At 57.7% G+C, this 24,522-nt stretch carries 20 protein-coding genes and 1 tRNA gene; 15 read left to right on the plus strand and 6 right to left on the minus strand.

The annotated features are described in order from the left end of the window. Window positions 1-8: 8 nt before the first annotated feature. The 3 genes from G7090_RS05630 to folD all read right to left on the minus strand — a co-directional run bounded on the left by G7090_RS05630 (window position 9) and on the right by folD (window position 2,825). Window positions 9-1,508: a PTS transporter subunit EIIC gene (locus G7090_RS05630; RefSeq protein WP_166181773.1), complete on the minus strand. Its 1,500-nt coding sequence runs from the start codon at window positions 1,506-1,508 to the stop codon at window positions 9-11. Between the two features lie 236 nt (window positions 1,509-1,744). Continuing rightward, window positions 1,745-1,957: a ribosome-associated protein YbcJ gene (gene ybcJ, locus G7090_RS05635; RefSeq protein ID WP_023334767.1), complete on the minus strand. Its 213-nt coding sequence runs from the start codon at window positions 1,955-1,957 to the stop codon at window positions 1,745-1,747. A gap of 1 nt (window position 1,958) precedes the next feature. Then, window positions 1,959-2,825 (minus strand): bifunctional methylenetetrahydrofolate dehydrogenase/methenyltetrahydrofolate cyclohydrolase FolD, encoded by an 867-nt coding sequence (gene folD, locus G7090_RS05640; protein ID WP_166181774.1) that lies wholly within the window; start codon window positions 2,823-2,825, stop codon window positions 1,959-1,961. A gap of 320 nt (window positions 2,826-3,145) precedes the next feature. Between folD and fimA the strand changes: the two genes are divergently transcribed. From fimA to sfmF, 5 genes are all read left to right on the plus strand, one after another. Continuing rightward, window positions 3,146-3,706, plus strand: coding sequence for a type 1 fimbrial major subunit FimA (gene fimA, locus G7090_RS05645; protein ID WP_166181775.1), 561 nt, complete (start codon window positions 3,146-3,148; stop codon window positions 3,704-3,706). A 105-nt stretch (window positions 3,707-3,811) separates the two neighbouring features. After that, entirely contained in the window at window positions 3,812-4,504 is a 693-nt protein-coding gene (gene fimC, locus G7090_RS05650; RefSeq protein ID WP_166181776.1) for a type 1 fimbria chaperone FimC, read from the plus strand. 14 nt (window positions 4,505-4,518) lie between these two features. Further along, complete coding sequence (locus tag G7090_RS05655; RefSeq protein WP_166181777.1) at window positions 4,519-7,083, plus strand: fimbrial biogenesis usher protein; 2,565 nt, start codon at window positions 4,519-4,521, stop codon at window positions 7,081-7,083. Further along, window positions 7,076-8,083: a type 1 fimbria D-mannose specific adhesin FimH gene (gene fimH, locus G7090_RS05660; RefSeq protein WP_242685356.1), complete on the plus strand. Its 1,008-nt coding sequence runs from the start codon at window positions 7,076-7,078 to the stop codon at window positions 8,081-8,083. Before G7090_RS05655 ends, fimH begins: the two co-directional genes overlap by 8 nt. A 9-nt stretch (window positions 8,084-8,092) precedes the next feature. Next, window positions 8,093-8,614 (plus strand): fimbria assembly protein, encoded by a 522-nt coding sequence (gene sfmF, locus G7090_RS05665; protein WP_166181779.1) that lies wholly within the window; start codon window positions 8,093-8,095, stop codon window positions 8,612-8,614. A 48-nt stretch (window positions 8,615-8,662) separates the two neighbouring features. Here the strand turns inward: sfmF and fimZ are convergent, their stop codons facing one another. Then, complete coding sequence (fimZ, locus tag G7090_RS05670) at window positions 8,663-9,295, minus strand: fimbria biosynthesis transcriptional regulator FimZ (protein ID WP_166181780.1); 633 nt, start codon at window positions 9,293-9,295, stop codon at window positions 8,663-8,665. A gap of 670 nt (window positions 9,296-9,965) precedes the next feature. Then, window positions 9,966-10,673, minus strand: a complete 708-nt coding sequence (locus G7090_RS05675) for a DNA-binding response regulator (RefSeq protein ID WP_166181781.1) — start codon at window positions 10,671-10,673, stop codon at window positions 9,966-9,968. A gap of 359 nt (window positions 10,674-11,032) precedes the next feature. Here G7090_RS05675 and G7090_RS05680 point away from each other — a divergent pair. The 6 genes from G7090_RS05680 to pheP all read left to right on the plus strand — a co-directional run bounded on the left by G7090_RS05680 (window position 11,033) and on the right by pheP (window position 19,348). Next, a tRNA-Arg gene (locus G7090_RS05680) sits at window positions 11,033-11,109 on the plus strand. Window positions 11,110-11,290: 181 nt separating this feature from the next. Beyond that, on the plus strand, window positions 11,291-12,139 hold the full coding sequence (locus tag G7090_RS05685) for a hypothetical protein (protein ID WP_166181782.1): 849 nt from the start codon (window positions 11,291-11,293) through the stop codon (window positions 12,137-12,139). A gap of 284 nt (window positions 12,140-12,423) precedes the next feature. Then, window positions 12,424-13,506: a YncE family protein gene (locus tag G7090_RS05690; RefSeq protein ID WP_166181783.1), complete on the plus strand. Its 1,083-nt coding sequence runs from the start codon at window positions 12,424-12,426 to the stop codon at window positions 13,504-13,506. A gap of 64 nt (window positions 13,507-13,570) precedes the next feature. Next, on the plus strand, window positions 13,571-15,757 hold the full coding sequence (locus G7090_RS05695) for a TonB-dependent siderophore receptor (RefSeq protein WP_166181784.1): 2,187 nt from the start codon (window positions 13,571-13,573) through the stop codon (window positions 15,755-15,757). A 119-nt stretch (window positions 15,758-15,876) separates the two neighbouring features. Next, window positions 15,877-17,850, plus strand: coding sequence for a PhoX family phosphatase (locus G7090_RS05700; RefSeq protein ID WP_166181785.1), 1,974 nt, complete (start codon window positions 15,877-15,879; stop codon window positions 17,848-17,850). 103 nt (window positions 17,851-17,953) lie between these two features. Further along, entirely contained in the window at window positions 17,954-19,348 is a 1,395-nt protein-coding gene (gene pheP, locus G7090_RS05705; RefSeq protein ID WP_166181786.1) for a phenylalanine transporter, read from the plus strand. Window positions 19,349-19,382: 34 nt separating this feature from the next. On the opposite strand, the gene G7090_RS05710 is transcribed toward pheP, so the two are convergent. Next, window positions 19,383-19,682 (minus strand): helix-turn-helix domain-containing protein, encoded by a 300-nt coding sequence (locus tag G7090_RS05710; RefSeq protein WP_166181787.1) that lies wholly within the window; start codon window positions 19,680-19,682, stop codon window positions 19,383-19,385. 370 nt (window positions 19,683-20,052) lie between these two features. Here G7090_RS05710 and G7090_RS05715 point away from each other — a divergent pair, with 370 nt between their 5' ends. The 4 genes from G7090_RS05715 to G7090_RS05730 all read left to right on the plus strand — a co-directional run bounded on the left by G7090_RS05715 (window position 20,053) and on the right by G7090_RS05730 (window position 24,522). Then, window positions 20,053-21,291, plus strand: coding sequence for an MFS transporter (locus G7090_RS05715; RefSeq protein WP_106992240.1), 1,239 nt, complete (start codon window positions 20,053-20,055; stop codon window positions 21,289-21,291). Window positions 21,292-21,305: 14 nt separating this feature from the next. Further along, window positions 21,306-22,331, plus strand: coding sequence for a sugar phosphate isomerase/epimerase (locus G7090_RS05720; protein WP_166181788.1), 1,026 nt, complete (start codon window positions 21,306-21,308; stop codon window positions 22,329-22,331). After that, on the plus strand, window positions 22,324-23,466 hold the full coding sequence (locus G7090_RS05725; RefSeq protein ID WP_166181789.1) for a Gfo/Idh/MocA family protein: 1,143 nt from the start codon (window positions 22,324-22,326) through the stop codon (window positions 23,464-23,466). Before G7090_RS05720 ends, G7090_RS05725 begins: the two co-directional genes overlap by 8 nt. A gap of 75 nt (window positions 23,467-23,541) precedes the next feature. Beyond that, complete coding sequence (locus tag G7090_RS05730) at window positions 23,542-24,522, plus strand: LacI family DNA-binding transcriptional regulator (RefSeq protein ID WP_106992243.1); 981 nt, start codon at window positions 23,542-23,544, stop codon at window positions 24,520-24,522.

The following is a 24,522-nucleotide window of genomic DNA, read 5'->3' on the forward strand; positions in this document are numbered from 1 at the left end:
GCAGCTTATTATTTACCGATCATGGTGGACATCGTTTGGGCGATAAACTGCGCCCTGGCGCCAAAGATAACCTGAATGCCGGAGTCGCCGACGAAGACCACGCCGCGTGCGCCGAGGCCGTTCAGACCGTCTTTATCCACCATCTCGCTCTTCGCCACTTCCAGACGCAGACGGGTGATGCAGGAGCCGACGGAGTCGATGTTCTGCGCCCCGCCGAGCAGGCCGATGATTTCTGTGGCGATTTCGGTGTCGGTTTTATCATCCGCATTAGCCGTCACTTCGGTACGGCCCGGGGTTTTCACGTCGAAACGACGGATCACAAAGCGGAAGGTGAAGTAGTAGATCAGCGCCATCGGGATACCGATGATAATGGCATTGAGGAAGTTGGTCTGGTAGCCGTTAAACGACGGCAGGATCCCGAATGACAGGTAGTCGATAAAGCCGGCGGAGAAGGATTTGGCGATATGGGCATGCATCAGGTACATGGTCATGTATGCCAGGCCCGCCATGATGGCGTTAAAGACGTAGAGGATCGGCGCCACGAAGATAAAGGTGAACTCTACCGGCTCGGTGATCCCGGTCAGGAAGCAGGTCAGTGCCGCAGAGAACAGGATCCCGGCCGCGATCTTTTTGTTTTTGGTGTGCGCTTCGTGGTACATCGCCAGACAGGCCGCAGGCAGCGCGAACAGCATCAGCGGGAACTCGCCCTGCATGAACTTACCGGCGTTCTGGTAGGTGTCGCTGCTGAAGGATTTGGTGCCTTCTTCCAGCATTTTGAACCAGATAGTCTGGTCGCCGTGGATCACCTGGCCCGCCTGGGTGGTGTAATCCCCGAACGAATACCAGAACGACGGATACCAGATGTGGTGCAGACCCAGCGGGATCAGCGCACGTTCCACCAGACCAAAGATAAAGGTCGATGCCGCCTGGTTATCGCCGTTAACCACTACCGACAGGGCGTCGATACCGGCCTGGATATGTTGCCAGATGTACGGCAGGAGCAGGCCCATCAGGAACGACAGGAACGCCGTGGCAATGGCGACAAAACGCTTCCCGGAGAAGAAGCCAAGGAATTCCGGCAACTGCATGGTGTGGAAGCGGTTATAACACCAGGCGGCGAGGATACCGCACAGCAGGCCGCCAAAGACCCCCATCTGCAGCGTCGGGATGCCCACCACCATGGCGTATTTCCCGCCCTGGGAGGCCATCTCCGGCGTAATGCCGAGTACGGTGCCGATGGTGATGTTGGTGACAAACACCGCCACCGCCGCCGACAGCGCCGCGATCCCGGATTCGGATGCCAGTCCCACGGCCGAACCGATGGCAAACAGCATCGGCAGGTTATCAAAAATGACGCCGCCCGCGTTCATCATCAGCGGCAGGTGGAACTTATCCCCGAAGGCCAACAGCAGGCCTGCAGCGGGAAGCAGTGAGATCGGCAGCATTAAGGCGCGACCAATCATCGATAATTTCGACAACGATTTAACAAACCCTGATATCAGACTCATGCTGATTTCCCCCGAGTGCGCTCTGTGAGCGCTGTTATAGTGAGTAGAACGTTTTAGTAGAACGTTCTACTTATCGTGATGAAAGCCTGAAATTCGCGCAACTTAATTTTCACATTTCAACAGATGAAATAGTGATTATTTGAAGTTGATCGATAATTAACCGTGATAGGTGTGAGGGATTGGAGAGGAGGGGGTTGTAGGCCCGGCAAGCGAAGCGCCGCCGGGCATCAGACGACTCAGGCCGTAACGGTCACGCTCTGACCTTCAAAACTTACGGTCTGACCGGCAACAATCTTGCAGCGCTTGCGGGTCTCTACCACGCCATCCACTTTAACCAGACCGTCAGCAATGACGATCTTGGCCTGGGCGCCGCTCTCGCTCCAGCCTTCGAGCTTCAGCAGATCGCACAGCTCAACGTGCGGGTGTTTACCTAATGAAAAAGTGGCCATCTTACGCTTCCTCTACGTCGTGATACTCTTCGCACGCCTGCAAAGTATTCTGAATCAGTGTAGCGACGGTCATCGGACCAACGCCGCCCGGAACCGGGGTGATATAAGAGGCGCGGGCAGCGGCATCTTCGTACACCACATCGCCTACCACTTTGCCGCTCTCCAGACGGTTAATCCCCACGTCCACGACAATCGCCCCTTCCTTGATCCACTCGCCCGGAATAAAGCCCGGTTTGCCCACGGCCACGATCAGCAGGTCGGCATTTTCGACGTGCTGACGCAGGTTTTTGGTAAAGCGGTGGGTGACGGTGGTGGTGCAGCCAGCCAGCAGCAGCTCCATGCTCATCGGGCGACCCACGATATTGGACGCGCCAATCACCACGGCGTTCAGGCCGTAGGTGTCGATGTTATAACGCTCCAGCAGGGTTACGATGCCGCGCGGGGTGCACGGACGCAGGCGTGGCGCACGCTGGCACAGACGGCCAACGTTGTACGGATGGAAACCGTCCACGTCTTTGTCTGGCGCAATACGTTCCAGCACCTTCACGTTGTCGATGCCCGCAGGCAGCGGCAGCTGGACCAGAATGCCGTCGATCGCGCTATCAGCGTTCAGGGTATCAATCAGCTCCAGCAGCTCTGCTTCGGAAGTGGTTTCCGGCAGATCGTATGAGCGGGAGAGAAAGCCCACCTCTTCGCAGGCTTTACGCTTGCTGCCGACATAAATTTGCGATGCCGGGTTGCTGCCGACCAGCACAACGGCCAGCCCGGGGGCGCGTTTTCCGGCCGCTGTACGCGCCTTCACTTTTTCCGCAACCTCAGAGCGCACCTGCTGCGCAATCGTTTTACCGTCAATAATCTTTGCTGCCATCAGAGAGAAGATTCCATCTGTAAGGTATGAAAGGGGGATTGCGCATATTTTGTCAGAAGCGAGGGCTGATGTCAGTCACACTTTGCGAGATTTCACCATTCCCCTGCCGCGCACCCCCGATAACCCCGCATTCGGGATGGGTACTTTCTTAGGCGATTTTAGGAGGTAACCGGGTTAACTGGCAGTATTTGGGCATATTCACCGCTTTATTCCTGGGCTACTTTAGCCACGTCCAAAATAATGCATCAATTATGCAAGTGATAGTCACGCTACTTTCCGGTTGCCATCGGGAAGGGCTTTTTACATTTAAAGGAAATCCTATGAATTTAACTACTATTTCAGCGGCTGTGGTTGCTACTCTGGTATTAATGTCTGGCGCAGTCTGGGCTGAAGATCCGCCAGCGGTTTCGGTTAATGGCGGCACCGTGCATTTTAAAGGTGAATTAGTCAACGCGGCCTGTGCAGTAAATACCAAATCTGCCGATCAGATTGTTTATCTGGGACAGTACCGGACGGCGAAATTTACCAAAGTGGGCGACACCACGGTGAATATCCCGTTTACTATTCAACTGAACGACTGCGATCCGGCGGTGGCGAAAACCGCGTCCGTGGCCTTTACCGGTCAGATTGATGCCACTGACGACACCCTGCTGGCAGTCTCTTCCGGCAGCAACGACAACGCGGCAAAAGGCGTGGGCATTGAAATCCTCGACAATAAATCCAGCACGCTGACCCCGGATGGCGCCAGCTTCTCTGCGGCCCAGGCGCTGATTGAAGGCTCTAACACCCTGAACTTTGCCGCACGTTATAAAGCGACCGCGGCGACCACCCAACCCGGCCAGGCAAACGCCGACGCAACCTTCGTGATGAAGTACGAATAATAGCGCGTCAGGTCTCAGGGATGAGACCTTTTACCTTGTGTCTGGCTAACGTTTATTTCTGACGACATACAGATCTGTAAATATTTTATTAAAGGTAACCTGGTGATGAACCTGATCGTTAAATCGGGCGCGGTTGTTTATTTTATTTATAGCCTTATATCCGGGGTCGCCTGTGCATCCGGGGGTATTGCTCTGGGCGCCACCCGGGTTATTTATCCGGCAGAGGCGCAGCAGACCTCCCTCGCAATGACCAACAGCAATAAACAAGAGCGCTATTTAATTAATGCCTGGATTGAAAACGAGCAGGGAAAAAAAGAAAAAACCTTCGCCGTGACGCCACCGCTGTTTGTCAGCGAGCCGAACAGTGAGAACACCTTGCGGATTATTTACGCCGGGCCGCCGCTGCCCGCCGATCGCGAATCGCTCTTTTTTATGAACGTGAAGGCGATCCCGTCGGTGAATAAAGCCAGTCTGGAAGGCAAAAACGTCCTGCAGCTGGCGATTTTGTCGCGGATCAAGCTCTTCGTGCGGCCAGCCAGGCTAGAGATGCCCCCGGAGGAAGCCCTGTCGCACCTGCGCTTTGCGCGCACAGGCAACTACCTGAAGGTGAGTAATGCCTCACCTTATTACATCACGCTGGTCAATGTTCAGCTCGGCGGGCAGAAACTGGATAACCTGATGATCGCCCCAAAAAATCACGCCATGCAGGCGATCCCGGCCGGGGCCAGCGGCAGCCTCTCCTGGCAGAGCGTTAACGACTACGGCGCGATTACGCCAGCCCGCAGTGTCAGCCTGTGAGCAGAGGCAGGATCATGACGTACGCGCGAGGATGTTATTGCCCGATGGCAGTGGCCCTGATAACCACGATCTGGTCACCGCTGAGCCAAAGCGAAAGCTACTTTAACCCGGCCTTTTTAACCGACGGCACGGCCAATGTCGCGGATTTGTCGCGTTTCGAGCAGGGCCACCAGCAGGCACCGGGCACGTACCGCGTTGACGTCTGGCGTAACGATGAGTTTATCGGCACCCTGGATATTCCTTTTGAGGCAGCAGACGAGGACTCGCCGCCGCCTGCCGGGGGGCTGACACCCTGTATTACCCGCGCCATGCTGGAGCGGATGGGGGTGAATGTGCCCGCGTTCCCGGCGCTGGCAACGGTGGCGGCAGGACACTGTATCCCGCTGAAAACGGCCATTCCGGGCAGTGAAATTGATTTTAATTTTGCATCGCTACGCCTGAACATCAGCCTGCCGCAGGTGGCGATGCACAACAGCGCCCGCGGCTACATTCCCCCGGACCAGTGGGATCAGGGCATCCCGGCGATGCTGTTGAACTACAGCTTCAGCGGCAACCGGGGAACTGACGATGACAGCTATTATCTGAATCTGCAAAGCGGGCTGAATTATGGGGCCTGGCGACTGCGTAACACCGGCTCGTGGCGCGATACCCGCAGCAACGGCAGTCGGCATACCGAATGGCAAAACATTGGCACCTGGGTGCAGCGCACGATTATTCCCCTGAAAAGCGAGCTGGTGGTAGGCGACAGCAACACCGGGAACGACGTCTTCGACAGCGTAGGTTTTCGCGGGGGGCGACTGTACTCCTCGGACAGCATGTACCCCGACAGCATGCAGGGCTATGCCCCCACGGTGCGGGGCATCGCGCGAACGCCGGCCAAAGTGGTGATCCGTCAAAACGGGTATGTGATCTATCAAAGCTATGTCCAGGCCGGGGCCTTTGCCATCGCCGACCTGAACCCGACCTCATCAAGCGGCGATCTTGACGTCACGGTGGAAGAGAACGACAGCAGCCAGCAACGCTACACCGTGCCGTACTCAACCGTGCCGCTGCTGCAGCGTGAAGGTCGCCTGAAATATGATCTGGTTGCCGGAGATTACCGCAGCGGTAACCGCGACCAGGAGTCACCCTCCTTCGCCCAGGGGACGCTGATTGCGGGTCTTACGAAGGGCTACACGCTTTACGGCGGCACGCAGCTCGCCGCACGTTACACGGCGCTGGCCCTTGGGGCGGGTAAAAATCTCGGCGACTGGGGAGCCCTCTCGCTCGATGTCACCCACGCCCGCAGCCAGCTGGCGGACGACAGCCGCCACGAAGGGCAATCCCTGCGCTTCCTGTATGCCAAATCGTTGAACACCCTGGGGACACACCTCCAGCTGCTGGGTTATCGCTACTCAACCACCGGGTTTTACACCCTCGATGACGTGGCATGGCGCACGATGGAAGGCTATCAGTATGGCGATGACAGCGACCATGACGGCGTGCCGGATGTGCAGAGTTATCACAACCTGGCGTGGAATAAAAAAGGGCGCCTGCAGGTCAATATTTCTCAGTCGCTGGGGGATTACGGCTCGGTGTATCTCTCCGGCAGCGAACAGACCTGGTGGGGAAACCGCGATGCCAGCGTCTGGTATCAGCTCGGCTATGCTGGCGGCATCCGGGGGGTGAGCTACTCCGTCTCCTGGTCGTGGAACCAGTCCGCGGAGATTGGCGGCACCGACAACATTGTTTCCCTGAATGTGTCGGTTCCGTTCAGCCTGTTTACCGGCCAGGGTTTTCGCCGCGACAGCGCGTGGGATCGTGCCTGGGCGACAGCCTCGGCGAGCCGTAGCCGTGGGGGCGATACCAGCGTGCAAACCGGCATCAGCGGCACGCTCCTGGAGCAGCACAACCTGAGCTACAGCCTGACCCAGGCCCACAACAGTCACACCGGCGGCAGCGGTAGCGCCGGTGCCAACTGGCAGGCCACTTACGGCTCACTGGGGGCCGGGTATAACTACTCCCGCCAGCAGCACGATCTCAACTGGCAGGTGTCGGGCGGCGTGGTGGGGCATGCGGATGGTGTCACCTTAAGCCAGCCGCTGGGGGATACCAACGTGCTGATCAAAGCCCCGGGCGCATCGGGCGTCAGCATCGAGAACCAGACCGGGGTGAAAACCGACTGGCGCGGCTATGCGGTGATGCCCTACGCCACGGTGTATCGCTACAACCGCGTTGCGCTGAATACCAACACCATGAGCACCAGCACCGACATTGAAAACAACGTCAGCAGCGTGGTGCCTACCAAGGGCGCGCTGGTGCGTGCCAGTTTTGATACCCGCATCGGCGTGCGCGCTTTGCTGACCGTGATCCACGCCAGCCAGCCGGTGCCGTTTGGTGCCGTCGTGCGCGAGAGCAAAACGGGCGTCACCAGTATGGCGGGGGAGGACGGGCAGATTTACCTGAGCGGCCTGCCGCTTAGCGGTGAGCTGTTAATTCAGTGGGGCGAGGGCGCGAATGCACAGTGTCGCGCGCCTTACACGCTGCCGGAAAAGAGCCTGCAACAGGCGATCACGCTTAAGGAGATCCGCTGTGATTAATACCCGCTGCCTGCTGGTACCGCTGCTAACATTGCTGCCCGCCGCGCAGGCGCTGGCTAGCGTATGCGTCAATGAAACGGGCGTACCGACGGATATCTTTTACGATCTGTCGGATACCTTTACCCATTCCAATAACCAGCCGGGGCAAATCGTCACCCTCAGCGAAAAATCCCAGTGGGTGGGCGTCAAGGCGGTCTGCCCAAAAGGGACGACGGGAACCACCACCCTGCGCAGCTATGTCACGGATTTCCCGATAACCACAACGATGGATAACTATAAATATTTGCGACTGAATGAGTATCTGGAGGGGGCGATGAAAATTACCGACAGCTATGCCGGCGTCTTTTATCCCCCGCAAAACTATATTCAGATGGGAAGCCATCCAAACGTGCCGAAGAACCAGGCCTTTCCGGTGCAAGATTCCAGCCTGATCTTCCGCCTGAAAGTGACGCGGCGGTTTATCAATATGGTGGTGATCCCGCGTGCAACGATGTTCCGCGTCTACGTCACGACAACCTCCTCCGACCCGTTCAGTACGCCGGTTTATACCCTCTCCTATAGCGGCACTATTCAGGTGCCGCAGAGCTGCGCGATCAACGTCGGGCAGATCGTGGAATTTGATTTCGGTGATATCGGCGCCTCGCTGTTCAGCAAAGCAGGGGCCGGAAACCGGCCTGAAGGGGTATCGGCGCAGAGCAAAACTCTGGCCATCAAATGCACCAACGTCGAGGCCAACGCCTGGCTGACCCTGCGCATCGAGGCGGAAAAAGCTTCCGGCAGCACGCTGGTGTCCGATAACCCGGATGTGGGATTTGTGGTGGCGAATGCGTCCGGTACTCCACTCACACCCAACCATCCCGGAAGCCTGATCCCGTTCCGTCTGGATGATAACGCCTCCGCGCAGGTGGGGATTATGGCGTGGCCGGTGAGTATCACTGGCCATAAACCGGCGGAAGGGCGCTTTACCTCGCGCGGCTATTTGCGCGTGGATTATCAGTAAGGAGGCAACATGCGTAAAGGGATCACGGGGATGCTGGCCGCCGCCGCGCTGTGGCTGCCGCACGCTCAGGCGGATTCGCCTCTGGGGAACATCAATATTCAGCTCTACGGCAACATTGTGGATTTTACGTGCGTGGCAGAAGGCAGTGACAGCAACAAAACGGTACAGCTGGGCCGCTGGCCTACCCGACAGCTCAGTACCACGGGCAGCCGGACGCAGGCGATACCTTTTACCCTGAAGCTCACGGGCTGTCCACCTGGGGCCGCGTCAGTCACCTTCTCTGGCATCGCGGATGCCAGTGATAACCAACTGCTGGCCCTGAATGATGCCAGCCAGGCACGCTCGGTGGCGGTGGAAATTCTTGATGGCACCAAAACGCGGCTGCCGCTTCAGCAGGCCAGTCGCGAAGTGACGGTGGATGCGGCAGGAAATGCGGAGCTGGCGTTTTATGTCAACTATATTGCCACAGCTAACAATCCTCAGCCGGGACGTGCCGACGCAGATGCGACTTTTATGATTAATTACTATTAAGCGTGAAGCCTCCCTGAAACATTATGGTGTGACAGGGAAAGCCTTTATTTAAAGCAGTTCATGATCTTTGGCATAATCAATAAGTTCAACAATACTCTGCACGCCTAATTTCATATAGATATTTGACTTGTGGGCGCTAATTGTTTTATTGCTAAGTAATAATTGTGCAGCAATTTCTTTGTTCGATAATCCATTTGCCAGATAACGCAATACCGTGACTTCCCGGTTGGATAACGGCATGTCGGTCGGATTCCCTTTCCGCGTAGTTGAATGGTTTATAAGATTTAGCGTATCGGCAGGAAAGAATGAATATCCTCCGAGCAGCATCTGTACGGCATTATAGATATCACCCAGATCTTTTCGCTTGCTGACAAAGCCATTGGCCCCGGCACGCATGGCTCGCCCGGCATAAAAGGATTCTGATTTCGACGACAAGAACAGGACTTTGATTTTATTATTTAATTTTTTGATTCTTTTCAATAAGGTAAATCCATCCATTCCCGGAAGGTCAATATCAAGGATCACCATGTCGACCGGGTGATGACGGATATGATCGAGGGCTTCATGGCAGTCTCCCGATTTAAGCGTGATGGTAATATTTTTATTTTTCTGTAGCAGGACTTCTATCGACATTCTGACAATAGGGTGTTCGTCCATAATGATGACGGATGCCGGTTTCATTGTTATGCCTCAGATTGTTTAAGCGCGGGTGAGCCGGAAGGATAGTTCTTATTCCCTGGAAAGAGCGAAAGCATCCTTGTTTACGTCATACTAAAAAGAGTCCCGCAGCGCAGTGACTGAAAAGAAATTATCCAGATAAATGAAATTGTATTTTTCATTCACGGCTGGAATATGACTTAGTATACCTTTTAACGGTTGTGCGAAAAGTCTGAAGATTGACTTCATCCGCTTTCTCAACATGATCTTCTGGATAATTTAAGTGAATATTTTAAAAAGAGGCTAAATATCCACTAATTCTCATTTGCATGGATTATCGTGATTTTCTCATAATAAAAATAATACAACCCTCTGATTGTTAATATTTTGTGATGGTCGCTGGCATCCGTAAAACGTTCCTCATGCCGGGATACCAGGATCGTCTGCATGCCATTCAGTGCCCCAGGGCGAGGAGTGCTGAAGTAATTTGTTTTACATCATTATCATAATATTAACCGACTCAACCAAACCTTAACGACTGAGCAAAAATGTTGCAATGCGCCCGTTGCTCGGGATTTAACGTTGCTGGAAGGGGCAATTAGGAATAGTTGCTATTGTTTGTAAGTTGTTAAATTAATGCATAAAACTTACAACAGCGCGTCAGTCATCTCGTCACGATCCAGGCGATAACGTGTTAACCGGCCAGGCGATGCAGCAGATGCAGCAGCGCCTGGCGGCGATGCAGGCCGAGCTTATCGACGACGCGCCCCACCCGGTAGACGATGCGGCTGTAAGGGCGATCGGACAGGCACGCAATGTTGCGTAACGACTCCCCACAGGTTAACAGGCGCAGAATGGCCCACTCCTCCCGCGTAAACCACTCCCTGTCAGAGATGACGGGGCGATGGTTGCGGGAGATCTTCTGCTGAAGCAGGGCGGCAGAGGACTGGCGTTCAATAAGGTTAAACGGACCGGCAGCCCGGCAAAAAAGCCGTCGGTCGGCGTCATCTGCACGCACCAGCAGATGGACCGGCGTGTAGGGGGGATACAGCCTCAGCCTGCGCAGGCTGTCGAGCGTATCCATCAGGGGCTGCGTCCGGCACTCCATATCAATCACCAGCCTTGCCGAGGGCCACTGCTGGATCGCGCTTATTGCAGGCGTAAGGGTGTCAAACTGACGGCAGTGATTCAGTGGGAAGGGGCCAGCCTGTAATCCGGCGCAGAGAAAACGATCGTCGGTGACCAGCACCAGCCAGGGGGCATCTGTTTTACGGCGCTGATTGATGGACTGGCTCAGGTAAACAAGGCGGTCAAAAAAGGGCGCACTGAAGGGGGGTTGTGCAAAACCTATAGAATCACTTCCCGTGCGACGCCGTCGGTAGCGGCGTACATTGATGCGCATATCATCCCTCTGCTGTTTGAGAAGCTAAGCGCAACAATCGGATCAGGCCATTTTTTGGCAGAGCAGAAAAGCATGCGGCACCCACTTCACTATCCTGTTGTGTTCCGGCATACGGGCACCGGAGCATCGCGGGTAGTGTGCGGGCAAACGGGGGGCGAAAATAGCAGGCGCGGCTTAATTATGGCTAAGGCATTTCGTAGTTATGCGGGAGGCGCTATGGCGAAAAAACAGACGTCTTCATTCAGGAACCACGGGCAACAGGATATAAGAGAAGCGATCGCGCCAAAAGGCATTGACTCACCAGACATTGACCGTATAATTCCAGGCGTTTCACCACCTCGCACTACACGCATTTCCATGCGCCCTTAGCTCAGTTGGATAGAGCAACGGCCTTCTAAGCCGTAGGTCAAAGGTTCGAATCCTTTAGGGCGTACCATTTAAGTCTGTCAGTTGTCCCCTTATCCCTTTTTATCCATAAAAAAGCTGCCGTGTTCAACGGACTAACCCGCTACTCCCAGGCCGCGGTTTTGCACCGGGTATTGGCCTGAGACTTGACCCCATTCTCACTAAGATTTTTCTGTATAATAGCGCCGAACGCGCGGGCAGCCCCTGCGCGGATGTCGGGTGAATATGAAGAGGGAATGATGTCCGGTATTGCGCATTACTATGAACAGCAGCAGATTAGCAGCCCGCAGCAGGTGGCCACGCTATCGGCGCAGCCGTCGTCAGCCGGAATGACGCAGACCAGCGTACCCGCCTCTTTTCAGCAGTTAACCCATTCTGCGCAGCCGATCGTCGCCCAGCCTGCGGCAAGCTCACCGCAACCTGCCGACCGCCGTCAGGCTTCGGTAACCGCCACGCCCGCCTCGTTTGAGCAACTGGGGCAGTACGCCAGCCTGCAGGGCTGGCGTGAAAATCAGCTCGCGCTGATGAACCGCTTACCTCAGTACCGCAACAGCCGCACCGGGCCCGCATGGTCGCCGGTCGGGGGCATCCGCGGGATCCGCAATAACAACCCCGGCAATCTGGAGGCCAGTTGGGCCTTCACCTGGCAGGGGCAGAACGGTACCGACGGGCGTTTTGCCACCTTTGCGTCCCCGGAACACGGCATCCGCGCCCTGGGCGTCAACCTGCTTGCTTACCAGCGGCGCGGGCTGGATACCATCAGTAAAATTATTAACCGCTGGGCGCCGCCGCAGGACAATAACAATACCACCGCGTACATTCAGAACGTCAGTCAGGCCTTGGGCGTCACACCGACCACCCGGCTGGATGTGGCCTCGCCAGATGTCTTAACCGCGCTGAGTAAGGCCATTATTCATCAGGAGAATGGCAACGTGCCGTTTTCCGATGAGACCATCGCGAGCGGGATCGCGTCGGCGCTGGGGATGGCGGCCCTGTCGGACAGCCCGACGCCGATAGTGGGGGCGCCACTCCCGGCACCGTTGCGCAGTACCAAAGGATAGTCTCGCCCCCTCTGGGTTGTTTTCTCATCGTTTTTTTACTTTGTTGCCCCTGTTTACACTTGATTACAGATGGATAATGAGTATAGTTCTCATTCTCTTTAGTGTTTGCGGGCGCGTAGGGACTATCCCGCATCAACAGTGAGTGCAGATCTCACACGGAACACTGAGTGTTATCGGTGGACGCTGCACTGGCCTGACGGCCTGAAACCCTAACCATAATCGCAACCATTATGCGACGCAGGCGTCCTCCTCAAATTTGATTTGCACGGTAAAGGATGTCCCTGATGACCAAGAAATTGTCCGCCCTGGCGCTGCTTGTCGCCGTCTCCCTTAGCGGCTGCGCCGCACAGCACACGGCGACAACCGCGCCCGCTGCCGATGCCCCGAAACCTGCCGCCCCCGCGCAAACCAACGTGGTAAAACGCGATCTGGCGGATGGCCTGTACGAAATGGTGCTGAGCCCGAAAGGCGATGCGCTGTACGTTGCCAGCTCAGAAGGCTTTAAGGACGTGCAGGGCGGCGTGGTCTACAAGCTCGATCCAACGACCCTGAAGACCATTGGTCGCAGCCATACCGATCTGAAAAACTTCGCCCTCGCACTCTCTGAAGACGGTCAGACCCTCTATGCCACTAACTCGCTGGACGGCGGGATCAGCGCCATCAGCACCGCTGACGGCAAGGTCAAAAAACGCCTGCTGTTTACCGAGCGCAACAAAGAGGGTTACCCGTACGGCGCGCGTCAGGTGCTGCTGCATAACGACGTGCTGTACATCGGCGGCGTCGCCGATCCTGCGGTGATCTGGGTGGTAGATGCCAACACGCTGAAGCTGAAAAAGACCATCAAAAATGCGGGCCAGTGGGTCACCGGCCTGATGTGGTCTGAGCAAACCCAGCGCATTTACGTGGCGAACGGTGGGGGGGAAATCCTGGTGCTCGACCCTAAAAGCAACCGCATCGAAAAACGCTGGAAGCCGCTCGGGGACAAACCTGCGCTGCTGCTGAACCTCGCGGAAGACAACGCGACGGGTCGCCTGTTCGTGACCGACAACTCGAAGGCCAAAACCACCCTGGTGTTGGATATCCGTACCGGCGAGCTGATCAAGCAGCTGGATGTCGGCGATTCGATGGGGGTGAAATTCAACCCGGCGCGTAACGAGCTGTACATCACCCAGCGCGAAAGCGGCAAGCTGCTGAGCCTCGATGCTAAGACCTATGCCGTGAAGCAGAGCTGGGATCTGCCGCCGAACCCGAACAGCCTGCTGCTGTCGGCGGACGGTCAGACCCTGTACGTCACCGTTAAACAGGCGTTCAACAAAGACCACTCCACCAACGGGCCGGACAGCGTTGTGCGTATCGCCCTGAAATAAATTTTCCCATAACAATTAAGGCCCGGAAACGGGCCATTTTGCGCGTACTTTGAACGAGTTAATCATGAACCACACCAGAAAAATGAACAAAACGCTGCTGGCCCTCGCCATTGGTGCAATCGCTCATTCCGCCGTGGCGGCAGAGAGCAAAAAAGAAGAGACCATCGTGGTGCAGTCCGCTGCCAGCGACTTTAAATCCGGCGGCGACCAGCTGGTGCCGGCCTTCCTTGACGGGCAGGTGGCGAACGGCGGACGTATGGGGATGCTCGGTCAGCAAAACGCGATGGACGTGCCGTTTAACATCATCAGCTACACCTCCAAACTGGTGGAAGATCAGCAGGCGCGGACCATTGGCGACGTGGTGGCGAACGATGCGGGCGTCCAGTCCGTGCAGGGCTACGGCAACAGCGCGGAAAGCTACCGTATTCGCGGCCTGAAGTTCGACGGGGATGATATGACCTTCGGCGGCCTCTCCGGCGTGCTGCCGCGTCAGGTGGTGGACGCGCAGATGGTGGAGCGCATCGAGATCTTCAAAGGCGCTAACTCCCTGATGAACGGCGCGGCCAGCTCCGGCGTCGGCGGGATGATCAACCTTGAGCCAAAACACGCGGGCGCAACCCCGCAGGCGAAAGTGGGCGTCGATTACACCTCAGATTCGCAGATCGGTACCACCCTTGATGCCGGTCGTCGCTTCGGCGACAGCGACCAGTTTGGCGCCCGCGTCAACGTGGTGCACCGTGAAGGCGAAGCGCCGGTCGCCAACGACCGTCGTCGCACCACGCTGCTCTCCACCGGCCTCGACTATGCCGGGGAGAATTTCCGCACCTCCGTGGATATGGGGTATCAGAAGAAAACCTTCCACGGCTCCGAGACCGGGGTCAACATCTCCGGGGTGGATTTCGTCCCTGAGCCGCCGAAAAACGATCGCAACTACTCGCAGAAATGGGCCTACAGCAACATCGAAAACGAATTCGGTATGTGGCGCAGCGAGTACGACATCACCGACAGCTGGACCGCCTATACCGGTCTCGGTGCCCAGCATGCCCATGAAGAGGGGCTGTACAGCGGGGCGAAGCTGGTCGACAAGAGCGGCAAGGCCACCGCGTCCCGCCTGGATACCAACCGCATCAGCGACAGCGTAAGCGGCATGGCGGGCATCCGCGGTAACTTTGCCACCGGCTTTGTAACCCACAAGGTTAACGTCGGCTACTCGGCGATGACCAAAAACGAGAAAATTGCGTGGAAGATGTCGGCAGCGAAGAATAACCCGGTCACCAACATCTATCACAACACCGGCGTCGATGCGCCGCCGAGCACCAACTCCAACGGGGCGGGCGGTAACTACAGCGATCCGCTGACCAGCGGCCGCACCCGCACCCAGGGCTGGCTGCTGAGCGATACCCTCGGCGTGCTGGACGACAAACTGCTGTTCACCGTCGGGGCCCGTCATCAGAAGGTGGCGATCCGCGGCTATAACAAAGTGACCGGCATCGAAAACGCGGGCGACAGCTTCGACGGCGACCGCTGGATGCCGACCTATGGCGTAGTCTACAAGCCGTGGAACGAGATCTCACTGTATGCCAACCACACCGAGGCGCTGCAGCCGGGTAAAACCGCGCCTAACACCGCGATCAACTACGGCCAGAGCACCGGTATCGTCCACTCTAAGCAGAACGAAGTGGGCGTGAAGGCCGACTTTGGTCGCGTGGGCGGCTCGCTGGCGCTGTTTGAGATCAAAATGCCGTCCGCCATTCTCGACAGCCAGACCAAATATTACGGTCTGGATGCCGAGCAGCGTAACCGCGGTGTGGAGCTGAACGTTTTTGGCGAGCCGATGCTGGGCCTGCGTCTGAACGCCAGCGCCACCTGGCTGCAGGCGGAGCTGACCAAAACCAACAACGGGGTTAACCAGGGTAACGACGCTATTGGCGTCCCGTCGTTCTACGGCGTGCTCGGCGCGGAGTATGACATCAAGCCGGTCGATGGTCTGACCGCCATCGCCCGCGTGAACCACTCTGGTTCCCAGTATGCGGATCTGGCCAACAGCAAAAAGCTGGACAGCTACACCACCCTGGATCTGGGCATGCGTTATCGCTTCGCGGTGAACAACGATCAGAACCAGATGACCGTTCGCGCCGGGATTGAAAACGTCACCGACGAGAACTACTGGTCAAGCGTGGACGACGGCGGCACTTACCTGTTCCAGGGTGAGCCGCGCACCTTTAAGGTCTCCGTCGGCTACGAGTTCTGAGTTCGACCCTCGTTATCGGGGCAGGGATGCCCCACCTCTCGACTGTTATAAAAATGTAATCAATTGTTCTTATAGTGTTCCCACTTTGTCATTTCTTAGCCTAAAGACAGGAAGCCATCGTGGGTAAACCTCTTAAGTCCGTATTTAAAAAAGAACATCGCGACGATGTCAGCAATCCCAGCGCTAACCCGGTATTTTCCAGCGTGGCGGAGATGTTTCTCTCCCGCCGCCGTTTCTTGCAGATGGGCGCCGTTGCCGGTGCCGCCGCCTCCTTCCCCTTTTTACTCAAGCCTGAAAACGCCCTGGCCGCGGTTTCACAGCCTTCAGCCCTGAGCAAAGCGGTCTCGCTCGGCTTTACCAGCATTCCGGTCTCGACCGACGATACGGTCAGGGTGCCCGAGGGCTATATCGCGCGGCCTTTCTACCGCTGGGGCGATGCCACCGGCATCAAGGGGAATAAGCCTGAATTCAAATTTGACGCCAGCAACACGGCGGACGAGCAGGCGGCGCAGGCGGGCATGCACCATGACGGCATGGCGTGGTTTAGCCTGCCGCAAGGGGAGGAGAATCCCGGTCACGGCCTGCTGGCGATGAACCACGAGTACATCGACAACGGCATGCTCTTTACCGACGGTACCGCCAGCTGGAACCTGGATAAAGCGCGCAAAGGCCAGAACGCCATGGGCGTGTCGATTATCGAAGTGAAAAAGAGCGGCAGCGACTGGGAAGTGGTGCGACCCTCCGGCTTTGCCCGCCGCATTACGGTGAACACCCCGATGCAGCTCACCGGCCCGGCGCGTCAGCAGACGTTGATGAAAACCGCCGCCGATCCTCAGGGCGAGCGGGTGCTGGGCACCATGCAGAACTGCGCCAACGGTTACACCCCCTGGGGAACCTACCTCACCTGCGAAGAGAACTGGTCGGATATTTTCGTCAAGAAAGGCGAGCGTAACGCCCTGGAGAAGCGCTACGGCATCAGCGACAGCGATGAATCCTACCGCTGGAGCGAAGTGGACGACAGGTTCAATGTTGATACAACGCCCAACGAGCCGAATCGCTTTGGCTGGGTGGTCGAGATCGATCCCTACAACCCGGACTCCACGCCGCGCAAGCACACCGCGCTGGGGCGCTTCAAGCATGAAGGCGCCGCCGTCACCCTGGCCGCCGATAAGCGCGTGGTCACCTATATGGGCGACGACCAGAAGTTTGAGTACATCTACAAATTTGTTTCCGACAATAAATACAATCCGGCGGATCGCGACGCCAACCTGCAGCTGCTGACTGCCGGCACACTCTACGTCGCCCGATTCAACGACGACGGCTCCGGCGAGTGGCTGCCACTGGTGTTTGGCCAGAATGGCCTGGATAAGAGCAAAGGGTTCGAAAGCCAGGGCGATCTGCTGGTTAAAACCCGTCTGGCGGCCGATGCCGTGGGGGCGACGAAGATGGATCGTCCGGAATGGATTGCGGTCGATCCCCATAACAGCGGCAGCGTTTACTGCACCCTGACCAACAACAGCGATCGCGGCAAAGAGGGCAAAGCGCCGGTGGATGCGGCCAACCCGCGGGCAAACAACGCGTTCGGCCACATTATGCACTGGCACGAAGAGGGCGGCGATCCTGCGGCGTTACGCTTCAAATGGGACATCCTGGTGCTGGCCGGACGCACGGACACCGCGGATGAAAAGGCGAAGGGCAGCATGAAGGGTGCCGAATTTGGCAGCCCGGACGGCCTGTCGTTTGACCATCAGGGCGTGCTCTGGATCCAGACCGACGTCTCCTCCAGCACCATTAACAAGAAAGCGTATGAGGGGATGGGCAATAACCAGATGGTGGCGACCATTCCGGGCACCAACGAGTATCGCCGCTTCCTGACGGGCCCGCGCGGCTGCGAAATCACCGGCATTGCCTTCACTCCGGACAACCGCACGCTGTTTATTAATATTCAGCATCCGGGGGAGGGCGGGGACGACATTACCGACCCGGCTAACCCGCGCGCCGTTTCTAACTGGCCGGACAACAATCCGCAAGGGCGTCCCCGCGCCTCGACGGTGGTCATCACCCGAGCGGACGGCGGCATTATCGGTTCGTGATCGCCTCCCGCCGGGCAGCAACCGTTGCCCGGCGTTTAACTTGCTCCCGTCTGCCTGAAGTGTTAAAAGGTGCCCCTTCCATAAAAAGAGACAGGGGTCAGACGTGAAAAACGCGTCATCCGCTTCAGGCAATGGTGTTGCTGAAGCCTCGTCGGAACAGACACCGACGCTGCATCGTGGTTTACAGAACCGACATATTCAACTTATCGCCCTCGGTGGCGCCATCGGCACCGGGCTGTTCCTCGGCATCGGTCCCGCTATTCAGATGGCCGGCCCGGCCGTACTGCTGGGTTATGCCATCGCGGGCATTATCGCTTTTCTGATCATGCGCCAGCTCGGCGAGATGGTGGTGGAAGAGCCGGTGTCCGGCTCCTTCGCCCACTTTGCCTATAAATACTGGGGCCCGTTTGCCGGCTTCCTCTCCGGCTGGAACTACTGGGTGATGTTCGTGCTGGTGGGCATGGCAGAGCTGACCGCCGCGGGCATCTATATGCAGTACTGGCTCCCGGACGTGCCGACCTGGATCTGGGCGGCGGTGTTCTTCATCATCATTAACGCCGTTAACCTGGTGAACGTGCGCCTGTACGGTGAGACCGAGTTCTGGTTCGCCTTAATCAAGGTGCTGGCGATCATCGGCATGATCGGCTTTGGCCTGTGGCTGCTCTTCTCCGGACACGGCGGCGAGCGGGCAACCATCGACAACCTCTGGCAGCACGGCGGCTTCCTCGCCACCGGCTGGAAAGGGCTGGTGCTGTCGCTGGCGGTGATCATGTTTTCCTTTGGCGGGCTGGAGCTGATCGGCATTACCGCCGCCGAAGCGCAGGATCCGCATAAAAGTATCCCGAAAGCGGTCAACCAGGTGGTGTACCGTATTCTGCTGTTCTATATCGGTTCGCTGGTGGTGTTACTGGCGCTCTATCCGTGGGTGGAAGTGAAGTCCGACAGCAGCCCGTTTGTGATGATTTTCCACGATCTGAACAGCAACGTGGTGGCTTCGGCGCTCAACTTTGTGATTCTGGTGGCCTCGCTGTCGGTTTACAACAGCGGCGTCTACTCCAACAGCCGGATGCTGTTTGGCCTCTCGGTGCAGGGCAACGCGCCGAAGTTTTTAACCCGCGTCAGCCGTCGCGGCGTGCCGGTGAACTCCCTGCTGCTCTCCGGGGGCATTACCTCCCTGGTGGTGCTGGTCAACTATCTGCTGCCGCACGAAGCCTTTGGCCTGCTGATGGCCCTGGTGGTCGCGACATTGCTGCTGAACTGGATCATGATCTGCCTGGCGCACCTGCGTTTCCGCGCGGCGATGCGTCGCAAAGGGCGTGAGACCCAGTTCAAAGCGCTACTCTACCCGGCGGGGAACTACATCTGTATCGCCTTCCTGGCGATGATCCTGGTGCTGATGTGCACCATGGACGGCATGCGCACCTCGGCCATTCTGTTGCCGGTGTGGATTGTGTTCCTGTTTGCGGCGTTTAAATTGTCACGGCGGAAGGCGAGTTAATCCTGAAAATGGCCTGCGATTGCAGGCCATTTTGTTAAAAATGTAAGGCAACGCGCTTGCCGGTCGGAAGGGTGACATCAATACTCACTTCGCCCCCCAGAGCAGTAACATAGCGTTTAAGTGTTGAAAGGCGTGGATCGTTATCCGGCTGCTCTATCTTTGCAACCGTAGGTTGTTTAACTCCCATCGCGAGAGCAAGTTCCGTCTGTGAAATATTGAGTTCTTCACGCAGTTGATTCAGCGCGACAATAATACGCAGCTCCTCAACTTTAGCGGCAATTCGCTCCTGACTTTCTTCACTCTGCTGGGCCATGAGTTGTTTTAACGTTGCCATTTGGCCTCCTGATTTGCCAGATACTTGCTGAATTCAGCGTCAGCTATGACGATCATCTGTTTATAGAATCGCTTTTCAACGTTATAGCCAAAAGGCTATAACTGCAATGCCCGGCGGCGCTGCGCTTGCACGGGCCTACAAAACCGTAGCCGGGTAAGCGCAGCCGTCACCCGGCACACATGCGAGCACATAGCAGAACCGTAGGCCGGGTAAGCGCAGCGCCACCCGGCACCTCTCCGCACCCATCCTCATCTTTATCGTGACCCCCTTCGCACTTCTCAATCAACTCACAGGATCTTTATTTTGTAATCGATTACTTTTCATGTGATACGGTTTTGTAATCGATTACTTTTTAAGGGTGGGGATGATCATGGTGTCAACAACTGAAAGTAGTGGAAAGGTGATAGGGCAGCACCGGATGCTGGTGCCGCGCCTGTCGCTAATGATGTTCCTGCAATTTTTTATCTGGGGTAGCTGGTCGGTGACCCTCGGTCTGGTGATGACCCAGCACAACATGTCATTGCTGATCGGCGATGCTTTCTCTGCCGGGCCGATCGCCTCGATTCTGTCGCCGTTCGTCCTCGGCATGCTGGTGGACCGCTTCTTCGCCTCGCAAAAGGTGATGGCGGTGATGCACCTCGCCGGGGCGGCGATCCTGTGGTTCGTACCGGGCGCGTTGATCGCGGAAAACGGCGCGCTGCTGATCGGCCTGCTGTTCGGCTACACGCTCTGCTATATGCCGACCCTGGCGCTGACCAACAACATCGCCTTCCACAGCCTGGCGAACGTCGACAAGACCTTCCCGGTGGTTCGCGTGTTTGGCACCATCGGCTGGATTGTGGCCGGGATCTTTATCGGCGTCACCGGCGTGGCCTCCAGTGTTACCATCTTCCACGTGGCGGCGGCCAGCTCCGTTCTGCTGGCGCTCTACAGCCTGACGCTGCCGCACACGCCAGCGCCGGCCAAAGGGATGCCGGTGCAGATACGCGATCTGTTCTGCGCTGACGCCTTTGCCCTGCTGAAAACCCGTCACTTCTTTATCTTCTGCCTGTGCGCGATGCTGATCTCCGTGCCGCTGGGCACCTACTACGCCTACACCGCCTCCTATCTGGCGGATGCCGGTATTGCCGACGTCAGTACCGCCATGTCCTTCGGCCAGATGTCTGAAATCTTCTTCATGCTGGTGATCCCGCTGCTGTTCCGCCGTCTGGGCGTGAAATATATGCTGCTGATCGGCATGCTGGCGTGGTTCGTCCGTTACGCGATGTTTGCCATGGGCGTAAGTGAAGAAGGCCGCATTCTGCTGTACCTCGGCATCCTGCTGCACGGCGTCTGCTATGACTTCTTCTTTGTGGTGGGCTTTATCTACACCGACCGCGTGGCGGGCGAAAAGGTAAAAGGCCAGGCGCAGAGCATGATCGTGATGTTCACTTACGGTATCGGCATGCTACTGGGCTCGCAGATCTCGGGCGCGCTCTACAACCGTCTGGTGGCCGGGCAACCCGTGCCCGAGGCGTGGGTAACATTCTGGTGGATCCCGGCGGTGGCTGCTGCCGTGATTGCACTCGTTTTCCTTGTCTCGTTCAAATATGAAGATGACAAGGCGTAATTTCTGGAGGTGGTATGAGGACGATTAAAGGCCCGGGAATTTTTCTGTCGCAGTTTATCGGTGGGCAACCGCCGTTTAACACCCTCGACGGGCTGGCAGGCTGGGCAGCAGAAAAGGGTTATAAAGCGCTGCAAATTCCCTGCAATCATAAGGCAATTTTTGACGTGGAGCTGGCGGCTGAAAGCCAGACCTACTGCGACGACATCAGCGGCAAGCTGGCCCAGCACGGGCTGGTCATCAGCGAGCTCTCCACTCATCTGGAAGGGCAGCTGATCGCCGTTAACCCGGCCTACGACGAGGCGTTTGATAACTTTGCCCCGCAGGCGGTGCGCGGCAATGCGGCCGCCCGCCAGGCGTGGGCTACCGATATCGTGACAAAGGCGGCGGTGGCCTCGGCACGGCTCGGGTTAACCGCCCACGCCACCTTTTCGGGATCGCTGGCCTGGCCGTTCATGTACCCCTGGCCGCCGCATAACGAGGCGCGCTTTGAAGAGGCCTTCAATGAACTGGCCCGCCGCTGGCGGCCGATTCTGGACGCCTTCGACGAGCAGGGGGTGAATGTCTGCTATGAGATCCACCCCGGCGAAGATCTGCACGACGGCGTCACCTTCGAACGTTTCCTTCAGCTTCTGGATAACCACCCGCGCTGCAATATCCTCTACGATCCGAGCCACCTGCTGCTGCAGCAGATGGATTACCTGACCTTTATCGACCACTACCACACCCGCATCAAGGCATTTCACGTCAAGGATGCCGAGTACCGTCCCAACGGGCGCAGCGGGGTATATGGCGGGTACCAGAGCTGGATCAACCGCGCCGGGCGCTTCCGCTCCCCGGGTGACGGGCAGATCGACTTCAAGGGCATCTTCAGCAAGCTGACCCAGTACGACTATGACGGCTGGGCAGTGCTGGAGTGGGAATGTTGCCTGAAGGATGGCGACACCGGGGCGCGGGAAGGGCGCGAGTTTATCTCCCGCCACATTATTCCGGTTTCCGATCGGGCATTTGACGATTTCGCCGCAGGAGAACTTCATGATTAACGTCGGCATCATCGGCAGCGGTTTTATTGGCCCGGCGCACATCGAAGCCCTGCGCCGTCTCGGCTTTGTGCAGGTCGTCGCCCTGTGCGACGGCTCTCAGGCGCAGGCCGAAGAGAAAGCCCGGGCGCTGAACATTCCCCACGCCTATGGCAACGTGGACGCCCTGCTGGCCCACCCGGATCTGCACGTGGTGCACAACTGCACGCCGAATCATCTGCATGCGGAGATCAACCGCCAGATCCTGCGCGCCGGAAAGCATGTCTTCTCGGAAAAACCGCTGTGCATGACCCCGGACGAGGCGCGGGAACTGGTGGCCCTGGCGGAGCAGGCGGGCGTGGTGCACGGCGTGAGCTTTGTCTATCGCCAGTTTGCAATGGTGCGCCAGGCGGCCAGCATGGTAGAGGCGGGCACGCTGGGGCGACTGTTTGCTGCCCACGGCAGTTATCTGCAGGACTGGATGCTGCTGGAAACGGATTACAACTGGCGGGTCGACGCGGCGCTTGGGGGAGCGTCTCGCGCGGTGGCGGACATCGGTTCCCACTGGTGCGACACCATCCAGTTCCTGACCGGACGGCGCATTACCGAAGTCATGGCCGACCTCTCTATCGTCTGGCCGACCCGCAAGGCCAACGTGGCCGGGAACCAGACCTTCAGCCAGGCGGGCGATGCGGTGTATGAAGACAAGCCCGTCACCACCGAGGATTTCGGCTCGGTGCTGTTCCGCTTCGACGACGGCAGCAAAGGCAGCTTTACCGTCTCGCAGGTCAGCGCCGGACGGAAAAACCGCCTCAGCCTCGAGGTCAACGGCAGCGAAGGCTCTGTGGCCTGGGATCAGGAGGTGCCTCAGCAGCTGTGGGTTGGGCATCGCGCCCTGGCCAATCAGACTCTGACGGACGATCCGGGCCTGATGAACCGCGACGTGGCCGACAGCGCCCACTTCCCGGGCGGCCACATTGAGGGTTGGCCGGACGCCTTTAAGAACATGATGGCGCAGTTTTATCGCGCGGTGCAGGCGGGCAGGATGCCGGAAAAACCGCTGTTTGCCACCTTCCACGACGGGGCGAACGTGATGTATATCATTGACGCGATAGTAAAAAGCCATCAGCAGCAGCGCTGGGTCAGCGTCGCGCAGTAACAGGCTGCCCGGTACGCCGGGCAGCAAATTTATGGTAGCCTGCTGCAAACGCTAACTGCAGGATCACTCGTCGCTATGTCAATTCAGAAAATCGCCCAACTGGCGGGCGTCTCGGTGGCGACGGTATCGCGCGTGCTGAATAACAGCGATACCGTCAAAGCCAAAAACCGCGATCGCGTCTTGCAGGCGATTAAAGAGGCTAACTACCAGCCCAATCTTCTCGCTCGTCAGCTGCGCACCTCGCGCAGCTATATGATCCTGGTGATGGTCTCCAACATCGCCAACCCGTTCTGCGCCGAAGTAGTGAAGGGCATTGAGGAGCAGGCGGAGAAAAACGGCTACCGCATTCTGCTGTGCAACTCCGGCTCCGATATTGAACGCTCCCGCTCGGGGCTGAGCCTGCTGACCGGCAAAATGGTCGACGGCATTATCACCATGGATGCCTTTACCCGCCTCACCGAACTGGCGGCGCTGATTGGCGATGCGCCCTGGGTGCAGTGCGCCGAATACGCCGATGCCGGGGCGGTCTCCTGCGTCGGGATCAACGATGTCGACGCCTCCCAGCACGTGGTCAGCCGTCTGGCCGACGGCGGACGCCAGCGGATTGCGCTTATCAACCACGATCTGAGCTACAAATATGCCCGCCTGCGCGAGCGGGGCTACAAAAGCGTCCTGCACCTGCGGGATCTGTCGTATCAGGCTATTGAGTACGCCAGCGATCTCAGCGCGGCGGCCGGGATGGCGGCGATGACCAGACTGCTGGCGGCTGAACCGCGCCCGGATGCGGTGTTTGCGGTGTCTGACACCCTGGCGGCGGGAGCGTTACGCGCTATCGAAAAGGCCGGGTTACGCGTGCCGCAGGATATTGCGGTGGTCGGGTTCGACGGCACCGAGCTGTCGGAGATGGTCTCCCCGCAGCTCAGCACTATCGAGCAGCCGTCGCGGGATATCGGGCGCAAGGCGGTCGATCTGCTGCTGAATAAAATCGACAACCCCGATGCCCCCACCGAGCGGGTGATGATGAACTGGCACTTTATTTCCCGCGCCAGCACCTGA

This window comes from Leclercia sp. 29361 (genome assembly GCF_011290365.1).
Taxonomy (GTDB): domain Bacteria; phylum Pseudomonadota; class Gammaproteobacteria; order Enterobacterales; family Enterobacteriaceae; genus Enterobacter; species Enterobacter tamurae.

Excerpts from the sequence above, each read along its gene's own strand:
- G7090_RS05630 (WP_166181773.1), bottom strand. The coding sequence starts at position 1,508 with ATGAGTCTGATATCAGGGTTTGTTAAATCGTTGTCGAAATTATCGATG.
- ybcJ (WP_023334767.1), bottom strand. The coding sequence starts at position 1,957 with ATGGCCACTTTTTCATTAGGTAAACACCCGCACGTTGAGCTGTGCGAT.
- folD (WP_166181774.1), bottom strand. The coding sequence starts at position 2,825 with ATGGCAGCAAAGATTATTGACGGTAAAACGATTGCGCAGCAGGTGCGC.
- fimA (WP_166181775.1), top strand. The coding sequence starts at position 3,146 with ATGAATTTAACTACTATTTCAGCGGCTGTGGTTGCTACTCTGGTATTA.
- fimC (WP_166181776.1), top strand. The coding sequence starts at position 3,812 with ATGAACCTGATCGTTAAATCGGGCGCGGTTGTTTATTTTATTTATAGC.
- G7090_RS05655 (WP_166181777.1), top strand. The coding sequence starts at position 4,519 with ATGACGTACGCGCGAGGATGTTATTGCCCGATGGCAGTGGCCCTGATA.
- sfmF (WP_166181779.1), top strand. The coding sequence starts at position 8,093 with ATGCGTAAAGGGATCACGGGGATGCTGGCCGCCGCCGCGCTGTGGCTG.
- fimZ (WP_166181780.1), bottom strand. The coding sequence starts at position 9,295 with ATGAAACCGGCATCCGTCATCATTATGGACGAACACCCTATTGTCAGA.
- G7090_RS05675 (WP_166181781.1), bottom strand. The coding sequence starts at position 10,673 with ATGCGCATCAATGTACGCCGCTACCGACGGCGTCGCACGGGAAGTGAT.
- G7090_RS05685 (WP_166181782.1), top strand. The coding sequence starts at position 11,291 with ATGTCGGGTGAATATGAAGAGGGAATGATGTCCGGTATTGCGCATTAC.
- G7090_RS05690 (WP_166181783.1), top strand. The coding sequence starts at position 12,424 with ATGACCAAGAAATTGTCCGCCCTGGCGCTGCTTGTCGCCGTCTCCCTT.
- G7090_RS05695 (WP_166181784.1), top strand. The coding sequence starts at position 13,571 with ATGAACCACACCAGAAAAATGAACAAAACGCTGCTGGCCCTCGCCATT.
- G7090_RS05710 (WP_166181787.1), bottom strand. The coding sequence starts at position 19,682 with ATGGCAACGTTAAAACAACTCATGGCCCAGCAGAGTGAAGAAAGTCAG.
- G7090_RS05715 (WP_106992240.1), top strand. The coding sequence starts at position 20,053 with ATGGTGTCAACAACTGAAAGTAGTGGAAAGGTGATAGGGCAGCACCGG.
- G7090_RS05720 (WP_166181788.1), top strand. The coding sequence starts at position 21,306 with ATGAGGACGATTAAAGGCCCGGGAATTTTTCTGTCGCAGTTTATCGGT.
- G7090_RS05725 (WP_166181789.1), top strand. The coding sequence starts at position 22,324 with ATGATTAACGTCGGCATCATCGGCAGCGGTTTTATTGGCCCGGCGCAC.
- G7090_RS05730 (WP_106992243.1), top strand. The coding sequence starts at position 23,542 with ATGTCAATTCAGAAAATCGCCCAACTGGCGGGCGTCTCGGTGGCGACG.